The organism is Pseudomonas sp. F3-2, assembly GCF_038804275.1.
Lineage (GTDB): Bacteria > Pseudomonadota > Gammaproteobacteria > Pseudomonadales > Pseudomonadaceae > Aquipseudomonas.
Genome location: NZ_CP152388.1, coordinates 2,683,571 through 2,699,103, shown reverse-complemented (window position 1 = coordinate 2,699,103; position 15,533 = coordinate 2,683,571). Strand labels below are relative to the sequence as shown.

The 15,533-nt window shown below is 60.9% G+C and carries 15 protein-coding genes; 8 read left to right on the top strand and 7 right to left on the bottom strand.

What is annotated here, in order from left to right:
• Positions 1-18: 18 nt before the first annotated feature.
• Positions 19-1,041 carry a protease SohB gene (sohB, locus tag AAGQ88_RS12470; protein ID WP_342655527.1) on the bottom strand — a complete coding sequence of 341 codons (1,023 nt, stop codon included), beginning with the start codon at positions 1,039-1,041 and terminating at the stop codon, positions 19-21.
• Between the two features lie 214 nt (positions 1,042-1,255).
• Between sohB and AAGQ88_RS12465 the strand changes: the two genes are divergently transcribed.
• The 6 genes from AAGQ88_RS12465 to AAGQ88_RS12440 all read left to right on the top strand — a co-directional run bounded on the left by AAGQ88_RS12465 (position 1,256) and on the right by AAGQ88_RS12440 (position 6,738).
• Complete coding sequence (locus AAGQ88_RS12465) at positions 1,256-1,966, top strand: histidine phosphatase family protein (RefSeq protein WP_342655526.1); 711 nt, start codon at positions 1,256-1,258, stop codon at positions 1,964-1,966.
• Positions 1,967-2,022: 56 nt separating this feature from the next.
• A complete protein-coding gene (locus tag AAGQ88_RS12460) occupies positions 2,023-2,337 on the top strand; it encodes an SCP2 sterol-binding domain-containing protein (RefSeq protein WP_285423955.1) in 315 nt (104 codons plus the stop codon).
• Between the two features lie 225 nt (positions 2,338-2,562).
• The gene (locus AAGQ88_RS12455; RefSeq protein WP_342655525.1) at positions 2,563-3,630 is read left to right on the top strand and encodes a phosphotransferase family protein; all 1,068 of its coding nucleotides are present in this window, start codon (positions 2,563-2,565) and stop codon (positions 3,628-3,630) included.
• Between the two features lie 30 nt (positions 3,631-3,660).
• Complete coding sequence (locus AAGQ88_RS12450) at positions 3,661-4,428, top strand: SDR family oxidoreductase (RefSeq protein ID WP_342655524.1); 768 nt, start codon at positions 3,661-3,663, stop codon at positions 4,426-4,428.
• A gap of 194 nt (positions 4,429-4,622) precedes the next feature.
• Positions 4,623-5,762: a Gfo/Idh/MocA family oxidoreductase gene (locus tag AAGQ88_RS12445; RefSeq protein WP_342655523.1), complete on the top strand. Its 1,140-nt coding sequence runs from the start codon at positions 4,623-4,625 to the stop codon at positions 5,760-5,762.
• Positions 5,763-5,958: 196 nt separating this feature from the next.
• The gene (locus AAGQ88_RS12440) at positions 5,959-6,738 is read left to right on the top strand and encodes a TSUP family transporter (protein ID WP_342655522.1); all 780 of its coding nucleotides are present in this window, start codon (positions 5,959-5,961) and stop codon (positions 6,736-6,738) included.
• On the opposite strand, the gene nudC is transcribed toward AAGQ88_RS12440, so the two are convergent.
• The gene (gene nudC / locus AAGQ88_RS12435; protein WP_285423959.1) at positions 6,694-7,542 is read right to left on the bottom strand and encodes an NAD(+) diphosphatase; all 849 of its coding nucleotides are present in this window, start codon (positions 7,540-7,542) and stop codon (positions 6,694-6,696) included. The two genes, AAGQ88_RS12440 and nudC, sit on opposite strands and share 45 nt — an antisense overlap.
• Before the next feature lie 92 nt (positions 7,543-7,634).
• Positions 7,635-8,447 carry a crotonase/enoyl-CoA hydratase family protein gene (locus AAGQ88_RS12430; protein ID WP_342655521.1) on the bottom strand — a complete coding sequence of 271 codons (813 nt, stop codon included), beginning with the start codon at positions 8,445-8,447 and terminating at the stop codon, positions 7,635-7,637.
• Between the two features lie 242 nt (positions 8,448-8,689).
• Here AAGQ88_RS12430 and AAGQ88_RS12425 point away from each other — a divergent pair, with 242 nt between their 5' ends.
• The gene (locus AAGQ88_RS12425) at positions 8,690-10,219 is read left to right on the top strand and encodes an ATPase domain-containing protein (RefSeq protein WP_342655793.1); all 1,530 of its coding nucleotides are present in this window, start codon (positions 8,690-8,692) and stop codon (positions 10,217-10,219) included.
• Positions 10,216-12,246, top strand: a complete 2,031-nt coding sequence (locus AAGQ88_RS12420; RefSeq protein WP_342655520.1) for a response regulator — start codon at positions 10,216-10,218, stop codon at positions 12,244-12,246. Before AAGQ88_RS12425 ends, AAGQ88_RS12420 begins: the two co-directional genes overlap by 4 nt.
• 131 nt (positions 12,247-12,377) lie before the next feature.
• Here the strand turns inward: AAGQ88_RS12420 and AAGQ88_RS12415 are convergent, their stop codons facing one another.
• The 4 genes from AAGQ88_RS12415 to AAGQ88_RS12400 form a co-directional block, all read right to left on the bottom strand.
• Positions 12,378-12,755, bottom strand: a complete 378-nt coding sequence (locus AAGQ88_RS12415) for a response regulator (RefSeq protein ID WP_093458416.1) — start codon at positions 12,753-12,755, stop codon at positions 12,378-12,380.
• Between the two features lie 167 nt (positions 12,756-12,922).
• The gene (locus AAGQ88_RS12410; protein ID WP_093458415.1) at positions 12,923-14,104 is read right to left on the bottom strand and encodes a hybrid sensor histidine kinase/response regulator; all 1,182 of its coding nucleotides are present in this window, start codon (positions 14,102-14,104) and stop codon (positions 12,923-12,925) included.
• The gene (locus AAGQ88_RS12405; protein WP_342655519.1) at positions 14,098-14,715 is read right to left on the bottom strand and encodes a chemotaxis protein CheB; all 618 of its coding nucleotides are present in this window, start codon (positions 14,713-14,715) and stop codon (positions 14,098-14,100) included. Before AAGQ88_RS12405 ends, AAGQ88_RS12410 begins: the two co-directional genes overlap by 7 nt.
• Complete coding sequence (locus AAGQ88_RS12400) at positions 14,712-15,533, bottom strand: protein-glutamate O-methyltransferase CheR (RefSeq protein ID WP_285423964.1); 822 nt, start codon at positions 15,531-15,533, stop codon at positions 14,712-14,714. Before AAGQ88_RS12400 ends, AAGQ88_RS12405 begins: the two co-directional genes overlap by 4 nt.

Here is a 15,533-nt window from a genome sequence, read left to right as displayed (position 1 = left end):
TCGTCCAGACCCGTTCCTTTACCAAAACCGCTGTTGCGTCAGCTTGCTCCACCAGCCTGTCACCAGCCGGTCGACCGACCCACTTGCCGCGAGGCCGACGCGCTCTTGCAGGCTCTTGCGTTCGGCGTAATGCAGATGGAAGACGTCGGCAGATTTGGCCTTCTCGGACAGGTACTCGTCGCTGGTCTTCAGTTCATCCACGAGTTGTTTGTCCTTGGCCGCCATGCCCAGCCAGACTTCGCCGGTGGCCACTTCATCGATCTGCAGCTGAGGGCGGTAGCTGGCGACGAAGTTCTTGAACAGCTCGTGAGTGATGTCCAGATCCTGCTGAAACTTCTCGCGGCCTTTCTCAGTGTTTTCGCCAAAGACCGTCAGCGTGCGCTTGTACTCGCCGGCGGTCAGCACCTCGAAATCGATGTCGTGCTTCTTCAGCAGCCGGTTGACGTTAGGCAACTGCGCAACCACGCCGATGGAACCCAGCACCGCGAAGGGCGCGCTGATGATGCGATTGCCGATACACGCCATCATGTAGCCGCCGCTGGCCGCCACCTTGTCGATGCAGATCGTCAACGGAATGCCTGCCTGCCGGATGCGGGCCAATTGCGAAGACGCCAGGCCGTAGCTGTGCACCATGCCGCCACCGCTTTCCAGACGCAGCACCACTTCGTCCTTGTCGGTGGCCAGGGTCAGCAGTGCAGTGATTTCATGACGCATGCTTTCGGTGGCAGAGGCTTTGATGTCGCCATCGAAATCCAGTACGTAAACACGTGGCTTGTTGTCAGCCTGTTTCTTTTCCTTCTTCAGGTCCTTCGCCTGTGCCTTGCGCAGCGCCTTGAGTCGGGCCTTGTCGAGCAGCGAACCTTCCAGGCGGTCACGCAGGCCCTTGTAGAAATCGTTGAGCCTGGTCACATGCAACTGACCGCCGCCACCGCGCCGACCGCGGCCGCGCAGCGAGCCGATGACCACCAGCACCACGACGATCGCAATCACCACGGTGACGGTTTTTGCCAGAAAGCTGGCGTAATCGAACATGAACTCCACAGAAACTCCTTACCTACACGTCAGAACCTTTATGTAAGGTCCGTACAGAATCGCGAACGGATCAAGCATACCGGCGCGCCCTGCGTCGAGCCAGCGAGACGAGGCAAAACGCAGGCCAACGGCCAATTCAAACAAGCGTATGTTTTTTCATTGACAGACCCCGCACCCTCCTCATAACCTCCCAACACTTTCAACGTGCCGGGATGACGCGGACGTGGGCAGCATCTATCTGATACGACATGGCCAGGCCTCCTTTGGTGCAGACGATTACGACGTCTTGTCGCCCACCGGTTATCGCCAGGCCGAAGTCCTCGGCACGCATCTGGCCCAGTTGGGGCTGACATTCGATCGCTGCGTGTCGGGAAGCCTGTTTCGTCAACGCCACACCGCCGAAACCGCCCTCGCCCAGCTCGACGCAGCCGGCCTTGAAACCCCCGCTCTGGAAATCGACTCAGCCTTCAACGAATTCGACGCTGAAGGCGTGATTCGCGCGCTGCTGCCCGCGATGCTGCCGGACGAGCCCGAGGCACTGGAGGTCATGCGCAACGCCGCGCACAACCGCGCCGAATTCCAGCGCCTGTTCGCGCTGATCATCGGCCGCTGGCTGGGGGGCGAACATGACACGCCTGCCCTGCAGAGCTGGCTGGCCTTCGTCGCCCAGGTCCGCAGTGGCCTTGAGAGCATTCTCGACAGCGCCGCCGCCAACGACCGCATTGCCGTTTTTACCTCGGGCGGAACCATCACCGCCCTGCTCCACCTGATCACCCGAATGCCCGCAACCCATGCATTCGAGCTCAACTGGCAAATCGTCAACACCTCGCTCAACCAGCTCCGGTTTCGCGGTCGCGAGGTGACCCTGGCTTCCTTCAACAGTCACGCGCATTTGCAACTGATGAAGGCGCCGGAGCTCATCACCTACCGCTGAGCCCGGCCTATCGCACCCGCAAGGTGCCAGCAATCACACAAATAAAGGATGACACCATGACCTCCGTAGCCGACGCCGTACAAGCCATGAAAGCCAAGTTCAACCCGGATGCCGCTGCGGGCCTGGACCTGGTTTTTGGTTTCCGTATCGACGAAACCAAAAACTTCTCGCTGATCGTCAAAGACAAGACCTGCGACCTGCAGGAAGGCGAAAACCCTGATGCACAAGTGACCCTGGTCATGGATGGCGAAACCCTGCAAGGGATCGTCAGCGGTGAGACCGACGGCATGCAGGCTTTCATGGCCGGCAAGCTGCGCGCCGAAGGCGACATGATGCTGGCGATGAAACTGAGCGAACTGTTCCCCTCGTAAGTGCAATGAGCGCGCTCCCGCCCGGACCGCGCTTTTGCCCACTGAACCGAAGCGTTGCCGCTTCGGTTTTTTTTGCGCCGGGATTTGTGCGCGGCGGTGATCAAGGCCACTGATCAGCCTGTAACACGCTCGCCAATAAGGCCGCATCCGGCTTGTTCGAGGCGCACGGCGCGCATTAGATTAGTCAATGATCATCGCCTTCCAGAATAAACAGCAGGGATAAGCATGGCGCTAACTGACCAGTCCACCCAGGTTCGATCCGGCGAAGAGCTGGACGCCGCCCTGATCGACCCCTACCTCAAATCACACATTCCCGGCCTGACGGGCAGCGCGCAGATCAGCCAGTTTCCCGGCGGCGCTTCCAACCTGACGTACCTGTTGAAATACCCGGAGCGGGAGTTCGTCCTGCGTCGCCCGCCGTTCGGCCACAAGGCCAGAAGCGCCCACGACATGGGCCGCGAATTCCGGATTCTCAACCAGCTGCGTGATGCCTTCCCTTACTGCCCCAAAGCCTATTTGCATTGCACCGACGACTCGGTGATCGGTGCCGAGTTCTATGTCATGGAGCGCGTCGAAGGCATCATCCTGCGCTCGGAGCTTCCTGCCGAACTCAACCTTGACGCCAACCAGACCGAAGCGCTGTGCAAAAGCTTCATCGACAAGCTGGTCGATCTGCATCAGGTCGATTACAACGCCTGCGGCCTGGGCGATCTCGGCAAGCCGCAGGGCTATGTCGAGCGGCAGATCCGTGGCTGGACCGAGCGTTATGACAAGGCGCGCACAGCGGATGCGCCGAGCTGGGAGAAGGTGGCCCGCTGGCTGGACGATAAAAAGCCCGCCGATCACCCCGTCTCAAGCCTGGTGCACAACGACTATCGCTTCGACAACGTCATCCTCGACCCCGGCAACCCGATGCAGATCATCGGCGTGCTGGACTGGGAGCTGACCACGCTGGGCGATCCGCTGATGGATCTGGGCAACAGCCTGGCGTACTGGATTCAGGCCGATGACCCGGCGCCCGTGCAACTGATGCGACGCCAGCCCAGTCACGCGCCGGGCATGTTGACCCGCGCCGGCTTCGTGGCCTATTACGCCGAGCGCTCGGGCATGCGCATCGACAATTTCGACTTTTACTACACCTACGGGCTGTTCCGTCTGGCCGGTATCGTCCAGCAGATCTACTACCGGTTTTTCCATGGCCAGACCCAGGACAAGCGGTTCGCTCAGTTCATCCACATGAACACGCTGCTGGAACGCATGGCGCTGCAAGTGATCGACCGTTCCAGCCTCTGATTCCGTTTGCGACACGATAAGGAAGACACCATGTCCAAGACTCAACTGTTCGACCTAGATGGCAAGATCGCTTTCGTCTCCGGCGCCAGCCGCGGCATCGGCGAAGCCATCGCCAGACTGCTCGCGCAGCAAGGCGCCCATGTCATCGTTTCCAGCCGCAAGATCGAAGGCTGCCAGCAGGTCGCCGACGCCATCATCGCCGAAGGGGGCAAGGCGACGCCGATTGCCTGCCATATCGGCGAGATGGAGCAGATCACTGGGGTTTTCGCCCAGATCAAGGAACAGTTCGGACGCCTCGACATTCTGGTCAACAACGCTGCGACCAATCCGCAGTTCTGCAACGTGCTGGACACCGACCTGGGCGCCTTTCAGAAGACTGTCGACGTCAACATTCGCGGCTACTTCTTCATGTCGGTGGAAGCCGGCAAGCTGATGCGGGAGCACGGCGGCGGCAGCATCATCAATGTGGCGTCGATCAACGGCGTTTCCCCCGGCGTGTTTCAGGGCATCTATTCGGTCACCAAGGCCGCCGTGATCAACATGACCAAGGTGTTCGCCAAGGAATGCGCGTCATTCGGCATCCGCTGCAATGCCCTGCTGCCGGGCCTGACGGACACCAAGTTCGCCTCTGCGCTGGTCAGCAACGAGAAAATCCTCAACACCGCGCTGGCCCAGATTCCCCTCAAACGCATCGCCGACCCGAGCGAGATGGCCGGCGCGGTGCTGTATCTGGCAAGCGATGCGTCGAGCTACACCACCGGCGTGGCACTGAACGTGGATGGCGGTTTCCTGTCCTGAACGCGATGCGACAGCGCTGACGGTTCGTCGTGGAAGTGAGCGCGCTTACTTCCACCGTTTTTCAAGCCTGCTCAATTGCAAGCCGCTCTTGCAGTGAGGTGAATCTGAGGCCTTTCTGATGGAATAAAGATTCCATTCATTCTCATGGGCGAATACATTTTCCGCACAACAACATGCCATCAAGGATCGCTGTTATGCGCGCATCATCGCTTCCGGATCTGGGGGTCGGCCTGATCGGCACCGGATTCATGGGTCGTGCCCATGCACTGGCCTTTCACAACGCCCGCACCACCTTCGAGCTGCCCGTCAACCTCAGGCTCACCGCACTGGCCGATGCCGACGCCGCTCGCGCCGAACACTGCGCGCAGTCCTGGGGATTTGATCACAGCCATGCCGACTGGCAGCAACTGATCAGCGATCCGGGCGTGCAGCTGGTGGCAATCACCACGCCTAACCATTTGCACTTCCCCATGGCGATGGCCGCCCTTGAGGCAGGCAAAGCGGTGTATTGCGAAAAGCCTCTGGCCGTGAGCCTCGAGCAAGCCCGGCAGATGCACCGCGCGGCGCAATCGGCCGGGGTGGTGACCCGCGTCGGCTACAACTATCAGCACAATCCCATGATCGGTCTGGCCCGCCAAATGATCGAAGACGGCGAACTGGGCCAAATCATCAGTTTTCAAGGCGAATTCAGCGAAGACTTCATGGGTGATCCCCAGTCGCCCTGGTCCTGGCGCTGCGAGCAGGCGCATGCGGGCGGCGCGCTGGCCGATCTGGGCAGCCACTTGCTGGCCATGGCGCGCTATCTGCTGGGTGACGTCGAAGCGGTATGCGCCGACTCGCAAACTGTCCACGGGCAGCGCCCCGCCACCCGGGGCAGCCAGGAACAGTGGCCGATCGCCATCGACGACCACACGTACGCGCTGCTGCGCTTTGCCAGCGGCGCGCGAGGCACCTTTGCCAGCAGCTGGCTCAAGCACGGTTACAAGAATCACCTGAGCTTTGAAATCAGTGGAACCCAGGGCACGCTGGCGTTCGATCAGGAGCGCCTGAACGAGCTGCGAATCTACCGTCCGGGCGCGCCGGGGTGCGACGGTTTTCAGCGCATTCTCGCCGGCCCGACGCAGCCGGGCTACGCCGCATTCTGCCCGGCGCCGGGTCATCAGTTGGGCTACAACGAACTGAAAACGCTGGAGGTCCATGCTCTGATTCAGGCGCTGTGCGGGCAAGGCAACGAAGGACCGGACTTTGCCGAAGCCCTCGAGATAGAAAGGCTGGCAACCGCCATCCGCGTCGCCGCCAGCGAGATGCGCTGGGTGACGGTGTCCGATATCTGAAACAACGGATGCGAGAGTGACTCAGTCTGAGGGTCGAGGCAGGTGCGTCGTATACGGCCTCTCGCGAACCCGTGGCCTTGCGCACGTAACGGGTTCGTCCTGAAACCGGGATTCGCTCTGCAATACGCGCCGGCTTACGGGTAGAATGCCGGGCTTCCGGGCAGCCATTCTGCCCGTCTGCCAAGTAAGCTCAGTCATGCCGTTCGAACTCACCGTAGACCTCACCACGCTGGTGGTGCTTGCCCTTGTCGCCTTCGTTGCCGGTTTCATCGATGCCATCGCTGGCGGTGGCGGGCTGTTGACCACACCTGCCCTGCTCACCGCCGGCCTGCCGCCGCACCTGGTGCTGGGCACCAACAAACTCAGTTCGACCTTCGGTTCAGCCACCGCAGGTTTCACCTTCTACCGACGCAAGCTGTTCCATCCAGCACAGTGGAAGCGCGCCCTGCTCGGCACCGCCGTCGGCTCGCTGATCGGCGCCGTGGTCGCGCACTACCTGCCGGCCGAGCTGCTCAACCAGATGTTGCCGGTGATCGTGTTTGGCTGTGGCGTGTACCTGCTGTTTGGCGGAACACCCAAGGCGCCGCTGGACAGCGACGCGCCGATCAGCACCAAGTGGCAACTGCCGCAAGGGCTGGGCCTGGGGTTCTACGACGGCGTGGCAGGTCCCGGCACGGGCGCGTTCTGGACCGTCAGCACGCTGCTGATGTATCCGGTCGACCTGGTGAAAGCCAGCGGCGTGGCGCGCAGCATGAACTTCGTCAGCAATGCCGCAGCGCTGACGATCTTCGCGATCAACGGGTCCGTCGACTGGGCCATCGGCCTGGCAATGGGCTCGGCGCTGATGGTCGGGGCGTTTCTGGGCGCCAGGACGGCCATCCAGGGCGGCGCGAAATTCATCCGCCCTGTGTTCATCACCGTCGTGCTCAGCTTAACTGTCCGCCTGGCCTGGCAGCACTGGTTCGGGGGCGCCTGAGCGCTGCGCAAGATAGAGATCGATCAGGTAGCGCGCAATGGAACGACTGGCCGGTAACGGCGGCATGTCGTGGATGCTGAACCACTGCGCGTCTTCGATCTCGTCGGCCTGAGGGACGATCTCGCCACTGTCGTATTCGGCGTGAAAGCCCAGCATCATCGAGTGCGGAAACGGCCAGCACTGACTGCCCTTGTACTGGATGTTGCGGACCTTGAGCTGCACCTCCTCCATGACCTCGCGACGCACGCAGTCCTCGGCCGACTCACCCGGCTCGGCGAACCCGGCCAGCGTGCTGTAGACCCCCGTCACGAAGCGCGGCGAGCGTGCCAGCAACACTTCATCGCCACGGGTGATCAGCACGATCATGCTCGGTGAAATCCGCGGATAGGCGCGCAGATCACAATGGCTGCAGTACATCGCCCGCTCACCCGGCACTTGCTGCATCGGCTGCCCGCAACTCCCGCAGAAACGATGTTCACGGGCCCAAGTGCTGATCTGCGCGGCGTAACCGAGTGTCTGGAAGATATCGGCGTCGTCGGCCAGCATGAACTGACGCAGCGTCTGCCAGCGCATGCCTTCGAGTTCCACCGGATGCTTGAGCACCAGCACGTACACCGGTTCGCCATCGAAGTGGCCAATGCCGTGCTCACTGATCAATGGCAGGTCCTGGCGCTTGAGCCATTCACGGGGGAACATCACCCCGTTATCGTCGAGCAGAAAACCCTGATCACTGTGGACCACGGCCCAACCGCCCGGCGCCTGGACATCAAGCACTGCGGTGGTCCAACGCCTGGGGCGCGTCATGAAGCAACTCCTCTTGTGAGCAGACCTGCGCCGCGCAAGGCTCAGGCCCCGCGCTCAGAGACGGCAGATCGCTGCGAATGCTAAATCATCGGTCAATTGTCGAAAACCGGCTTCTGCTTGCCCATGTGGGCGACCATTGCCAGCTTCAGGTCCGCCGATTGCAACATGGCAGCGTTCCAGGTGGCAACGTATTCCAGGCCATCATCGACACTGTGATCGCGCATGTAACCGATCATTCGCTTGCTGCCCCCGATGGCGATCGGCGATTTGGCAGCGATCTGCCGTGCGACCGCGAACACCCCTTCGAGCAACAGAGGCGTGTCGGCGAACGTGCGGTTGACCAGACCGATGCGCAGCGCTTCCGCCGCATCCACGTTACGACCGGTGTAGGCCATCTCGCGCATCATGCCGTCGCCGATCAGACGGGGCAGACGCTGCAAGGTGCCGACATCGGCGGCCATGCCCATGTCGATTTCACGAATGGAAAACAGCGCATCGTCGGCCGCGTAACGCATGTCGCAGGCGCTGATCAGATCGATGGCGCCGCCAATGCAATAGCCCTGAATGGCCGCCAGCACCGGCTTGCTGCAGCGGTCGACCACATTGAATGACGCCTGCATCTGCAGGATCTTGCGGCGCAGCAGGCGCGCATTGCGCCCGACATCCTTGCCCAGTTCGTTGGCCACCGAGGCCAGCAACATCAGGTCGATGCCCGATGAAAAATGCTTGCCCGCGCCACTGAGCACGACCACCCGAATCTCGTCAGTGTCTTCAACCCACTGGAAAACGTCGATAATCTCGCTCCAGAATGCCGCGTTCATGGCGTTGATCTTTTCTGGACGATTGATTTGCACATGAGCGATGTGGTCGTTGAGTTCGACCTTGAAAGCGCTGTAGTCGGACACGATGATGATCCTTGATCGGGCAGTGACGGGGCTGAATTCCATGACGCCCGACTATAGCAAGCCGACAAGGCCGCTCGCAGGCCACGGTTGCGCCATTTGCCGGACAACGAAGCAGCACGACTGCCTCGATTTGCCAGCATTCGGCCATTTAAAAACTGAACGGTCGGCCATGCCGGCGGTCCAGAGTGTTGGCGGTAAAGAACCGGAATATCCCGGTATCAACGCTGCCTGGGCGAGCGATGATGAATCGGCGCTCGACCCTTTCTCAGGTCGCAAGAGGGCGATACTTGACTACATCAAAAGCGGCAACCGGCATCGTGGGCCTGGACGACATCCTTGCGGGTGGTCTTTCGCGCAGTCATGTATTTCTTCTCGAAGGAGAACCCGGAACCGGCAAAACCACCGTTGCGCTGCAGTTTCTGCTGGCAGGCGCGGCGGCGGGCGAACGCTGTCTCTACATCACACTTTCTGAAACCGAACGCGAGCTGCGCGAAGGTGCCCTGTCCCATGGCTGGGAGCTGAACGAAGAGATCGTCGTGTTCGAGCTGACGCCGCCTGAAGACCTGCTCAATGCCGAGCATCAGCAAAGCCTGCTGTACTCCTCGGACCTTGAACTGGGTGAGGCCACCAAGCAGATTTTCGAAATCGTCGAGCAGGTCCGCCCTTCGCGCGTGATCATCGACAGCCTCTCGGAAATCCGCCTGCTGGCGCAGAGCTCGTTGCGCTATCGCCGGCAGATTCTGGCGATCAAGCATTATTTCGCGCGCTACGATGCGACCGTGGTCCTGCTCGACGATCTGACCACCGAGTCGCTGGACAAGACCGTCCACAGTGTTGCCCACGGCGTCATTCGCCTGGAAGAACTTACGCCATCGTACGGCGCCGAACGTCGTCGTCTGCGCGTGGTGAAGTACCGCGGGCAGAAATACCGCGGCGGCTACCACGACTTCACCATCCTCGCTGACGGCGTCCATGTGTTCCCCCGCCTGATCGCGGCCGAGCACCGCAAGACCCGTGGCAGCCAGCCGATCAGCAGTGGCATCCAGGAGCTGGACGACCTGCTGGGCGGCGGCATCGACAGCGGCTCGAGCACGCTGATCCTGGGCCCGGCCGGTACCGGCAAATCCTTGATATCGCTGGTCTTCGCAGCCTCTGCCGTGCTGCGCGGCGAACGTGTCGGCCTGTTCATTTTCGACGAAGAAATGGGCCTGCTGTTCGAGCGCATGAAAAAAGTCGGGATCGATCTGCATGCCTTGCAAGAGACCGGCAACCTGCTGATCGAACAGGTCGACGCGGCTGAGCTGTCGCCGGGTGAGTTCTCTCACCGGGTACGCCGCAGCGTCGATGAAAAACAGATCCGCACCGTGGTCATCGACAGCCTCAACGGCTATCAGGCGGCGATGCCGGAAGAAAATGCGCTGGTGCTGCACATGCACGAGTTGCTGCTCTACTTGAACCGTCAGGGCGCTTCCACGTTCATGACCGTGGCCCAGCACGGCCTGGTGGGCGACATGCGCGCCCCGGTGGACATCACCTACCTGGCGGACACTGTGATTCTGTTGCGTTACTTCGAAGCATTGGGCAAGGTGCGCCGAGCCATTTCCATCATCAAGAAACGCACGGGGACCCATGAGTCGACCATTCGCGAATACCGCATCAGCGGCGCCGGTATGAAGATCGGTGCACCGCTGGAAGCGTTCCAGGGCGTACTGCGCGGCGTGCCTCATTATTTCGGCGAGAGCAATCCGCTGCTGCGGGACGAGGACGCGTGAGTACACCTGGACAACTCTCGGAGCGGGCAATCATCCTTGCCCCCCACGGCAGGGACAGCCAGATCGCCCTGATGATCCTGCAGGAAGCGGGATTCCCGGCCATCATCACTCACGACCTGGGCGGCATGTGCCGCGAACTCATCTCCGGCGCGGGGCTGGCGATCATCGCCGACGAAGCCCTGCGCGGGGTCGACATCAACCCGCTGCTCGACTTGCTTGCCAATCAGCCTGCCTGGTCGGATCAGCCAATCGTGCTGCTCACGCACCATGGCGGCCCGGACCAGAATCCTTCGGCGCGTCTGGGCAAACTGCTGGGCAACGTGACGTTTCTCGAGCGCCCGTTTCACCCGGCCACGCTGGTGAGTCTGGTGACCACCGCCGTGCGCGGCCGGCGTCGCCAGTACGAGGCACGCAGCCGCATGGAAGACCTGCGCGAAAGCGAACAGCGTCTGCAGCATGCGCTCAAGGCCGGGCGGCTGGGTTCGTGGCAACTGGAAGCAGAATTCTTCGAGCTCGATTGCTCGGCGATCAGCAAGACCCACTTCGGCCGTGACGAACACGCGCCATTCACTTATCACGACTGGCTGGGTTCGGTGTACCCCGAAGACCAGCCGCGTATGCAGTCGGCGCTGCAGCGCAGCCTGGACAGCGGCGACGACTTCATCATCGAGTTTCGCAACCTCTGGCCCGATGGGTCGCTGCACTGGGTCGACGTGCGCGCCCGGGCCATTCGGGCACGCAACGGTCGGGTCAGCCTGTTGGCAGGCGTGACCTCGGACATCACCGAGCGAAAGCTGGCCGAGCAGCAGCTGCGCCGCCTCAATGAAACCCTCGAACAACAAGTCGAGGAGCGCACCTCGCAGCTGCGCCATAACGAGGAAGTGTTGCGTCAGTCGCAGAAAATGGAAGCCGTGGGCCAGCTCACCGGGGGCATCGCCCACGACTTCAACAACATGCTCACCGGCATCATCGGCAGCCTGGAATTGCTCAGGCGCCGGCTGGCGCGGGGCCGTACGGAGGATCTGGACGGCCTGATCGATCTCGGCGTGACGTCGGCCAACCGTGCTGCCGCGCTGACCCACCGACTGCTGGCGTTCTCGCGTCGACAATCGCTGGACTCCAAACCGGTGGAGATGAACGAGCTGGTCAACTCCATGGGTGAATTGCTACACCGCAGCGTCAACGAAAGCATCCGCCTGGACATGTGCCTGGATCCGCAATTGTGGACAGCCGAGGCCGACCCCAACCAGCTCGAGAGCGCCCTGCTCAACCTGGTGCTCAACGCGCGGGACGCGATGCCTGACGGCGGCATGCTGATGATCGAGACGTTCAACCGCAAGCTCGACCGCACCTTCACCAATGCGTACGAAAACCTGCTGCCGGGCGACTATGTGGTGCTCAGCGTGACCGATACCGGATGCGGCATGCCGGAAAACGTCATCAGCCGAGCATTCGATCCGTTTTTCACAACCAAACCGATTGGCCAGGGCACCGGCCTGGGCCTGTCGATGATCTATGGGTTCACCAAACAGTCACACGGGCACGTGTCGATTGAAAGCCAGGTCGGCAACGGCACCACGGTGCAGTTGTTCCTGCCACGCTTTCGCGGCGAGACCCAGGCTGAAGAAACCACCGAGCACGCCACTGCGACCGAAGCGCGCGAAGGTGAAACGATCCTCATCGTCGAAGACGACCCGGCCGTGCGCGCGTTGGTGAGTCAAGTGCTCAGCGAGTTGGGTTATGCGTATCTGGAGGCGGGTGACGCCGTGGGCGCGATTCCGATTCTCGAATCGTCCCAACGCATCGACCTGATGATCAGCGACGTAGGCCTGCCCGGCATGAACGGGCGCCAGCTGGCCGACATCGGCCGGCAGATGCGCGCGGACCTGAAGGTGTTGTTCATCACCGGTTACGCCGAAAATGCCGGCGCCCGAGCCGGTTTCCTCGACACCGGCATGCAGATGATCACCAAACCGTTCGCGTTCGATCAGCTGACGGCCAAGGTGCGGGAGATGATTGAGGGATGAGCCACGGGCGGCAGCCGTTTGGCCCTTTCCAGGAATAAGCGTGCTCGCGGTTACGGCGGGTCGGTCATCGCATTCAATGCCCAACCGTCGCAATCGCGAGCAGGCTCATAGTTGAAGATGCATGGCGCGCCTCAGTTCAACAGGCTCTGAATCTGCGAATGCAGCGTGTCCATGGTGAACGGCTTGGCCAGGATCGGCGCCTTGCGCGCGATAGGGCTGCCCGATTCGACGATTTCCGCCGGGTAGCCGCTGATGAAAATCACCTTCAGCTCGGGCCGCAACTTGACCGCCGGTTCGGCAATCATCACGCCCGACACGCCGCCCGGCAGACGATAATCGGTGATCATCAAATCCAGATGGGGTTTGGTCGCGAGGATTTCGAATGCCTGTTCACCGTTTTCCGCCTGCAAGACCCGATAGCCCTCTCCCGACAGGTAGTCGGAGAGCAGCATGAGGATCAGCGGCTCGTCTTCGACGATGAGTACGACATTTTCTGCATCAGAGCTCATTGGAACGCCTTCGATCTTGTAAATAGCTGCCATTACGACCATGGCCCGCGCAGGAGGTTGCGCAGAAAAATCAGTTATTTAGCCGGACGGTCGTACGCGTGTGGTTGGACGTGCGGGATATGTCGACGGCAAGGCTCTGGCCCGAGCCTGCCGTCGCCCGACAGGGCTTAAAGTGGCAGGCTGACGCGGAAAACCGAGCCTGCACCCTCCTCGCTTTCGACGCTGATCCGACCGCCGTGCGCAACGACGATCTGATCGGAAATGAACAGCCCCAGCCCAAGCCCCGAGATGGCATGACTGGCCGACACGCGCTCGAACTGCTGAAAGATACGCTTCTGATTCTCGGCACTGATGCCGATGCCCTGATCGCGCACTTCCACATACGCTTCGTTGCCCTCGCTGTACACGCGGACCTCGATAGGCTTATGCGCGCCATAGCGCAGTGCGTTGGTCAGCAGGTTTGCCACCACCTGTTCGATGCGGAATTCATCCCACACGCCGATGACCGGCTCGCTGGCATGCAACGTGACGACGCTTTCGGCCGCGGCGATCTGCGCCGCGTAACTCTCCACCAGATTGACCACCAGCTCGGACAGGTCGAACGGACTGGTGCGGATCGACAGCTTGCCGGTGCGAATGCGCGACACGTCGAGCATGTCCTCGATGAGCCTGATCAGGCTCTGAATCTGGCGCTCGTCGCGGTCGACCATGGCCTTGAGCTTGTCCATGGTGAACGCCGAGGCGTTGTCCTTGGCCAGGTGCAGCTTGCGCAACTGGGTTTCCAGGATCAGGCCGTTGAGGGGCGTGCGCACCTCGTGGGAGACGATGGACATGAAATCGTCACGCATGCGTATCGCATGTTCCAGCTCGTTCTGCGTGGACTTCAGCTCGCGCAACAGCGCCTCTTGTTCCTGTCGGCTGCGCTCGAGTTCCTCCAGCTGCTGTTTGAGGGCCTTGCGCTGACGATAAAGGTCGACGAAGACGTTGACCTTGCTCTTGACCGCATGGATATCCAGCGGCTTGTGCAGGAAGTCCACTGCGCCGCTTTCGTAGCCCTTGAAGGCGTAGTTCAACTCGCGCCCCGCGGCACTGACGAACACGATCGGGATGTTCTTGGTCTTTTCGGTGCCACGCATCATTTCGGCGAGCTCGAAGCCGTTCATGCCAGGCATCTGTACGTCGAGAATCGCCATGGCGAACTCGTGCTCCAGCAACAGCGACAATGCTTCGTCGGCAGACAGTGCCTTGAACACTTGACGGTCTTCGCGTTTGATCAACGCTTCGAGCGCGAGCAGGTTCTCGGGCAGATCGTCGACGATCAGCAGTTTGGCTTTGATTTCACTCAGCATGCAATTCGTTCCAGCTCGACAAGCAACAGGCCGATGTCGGGCAAAGGCAAGAGAAAGTCCGGTGTGTGCAGGGCCAGCGCAGCTTCGGGCATGGTGCGCGCCAGCGCCTGCGCCGGATCCTGGACCACGGTCAGACCACCGAACTCCTTGATTCGTGCCATACCCCGGGCACCATCATTGTTGGCACCGGTGAGCAGCACGCCGGCAAGCCTTGCATCGTAAGCGTCAGCGGCCGATTCGAAGAGAATATCGACGCTGGGCCGGGAGTGAAAAACCCGCTCTTCCTGGCTCAGGGACAGGCTGAAATCGGACTCCACGGAAAGGTGATAACCCGGCGCTGCGAAGTACAGCGTGCCAGGCGCAATGGTTTCCTTGTCATCGGCTTCCTTGACCGGTATCGCCAGGTGCGAACTGAACACCTCGGCCAGATGGCTGCGTCGCTCATCGGGCAGATGCAGCACGGTCAGGATCGGCAACCCGAAGCCTCGGGGCAGCCGCCGGAAAATCGTCAGCAAGGCTTCGACGCCGCCCGCCGATGCGCCCACGACAATGGCGTCGACCACCGGCAAGGCGGGTTGATCGGGGTCAATACCGGTAAAGGACGTTCTCATGATTTGCGGTAGATCCGCTCTTGTTTGACCAAGGGTTCGAATTGATCTTTATAACCGGAGAAATCCAGGGTTTCCTTGCTGCCGAGCACCAGAAACCCACGATGACACAGTGAATCGTGAAACAAGCCGAACGCGCGATCCTGCAGCTTCTTGTTGAAGTAGATCAGCACGTTGCGGCACGAGATCAACTGCGTCTCGGAAAACACGCTGTCGGTGGCCAGACTATGGTCCGCGAAGGTGACATTCTCACGCAGGGTCTTGTCGAAAATTGCGTAATCGTAGGCGGCGGTGTAGTAATCGGAAAACTGACGCTTGCCGCCGGCCTTCAGGTAATTGGTGTTGTAGCCGGGGATGCTGTCCATCGAGAAAATGCCTTGCTTGGCTTTTTCCAGAGAGCTGGGATTGATGTCGGTGGCGTAGATGATCGCGCGCTCGAGCAGCCCTTCTTCGCGCAACAGAATCGCCATGGAATAGACCTCTTCCCCCGTGCTGCAGCCGGCGATCCAGATTTTCAACGACGGGTAGGTCTTAAGCAATGGCACCACTTCCTGACGAATCGCGAGGAAATGTGAAGGGTCGCGAAACATCTCACTGACCGGAATCGTCAGGAATTGCAGCAGCTGCATGAACGCCGACGGATCGTGCAGCACGCGCTCCTGCAAGGCTGAGATAGTCTTGAGTTCGAACTGGCGCAACGCGTGAGCAACGCGCCGCTTGACCGACGCGCCCGAATAATCGCGGAAATCGTAGCTGTACTTCAGATAGATCGCCTCAATCAGCAAGCGCAGTTCGATATCGGCGTTTCTCTCATGAGACAT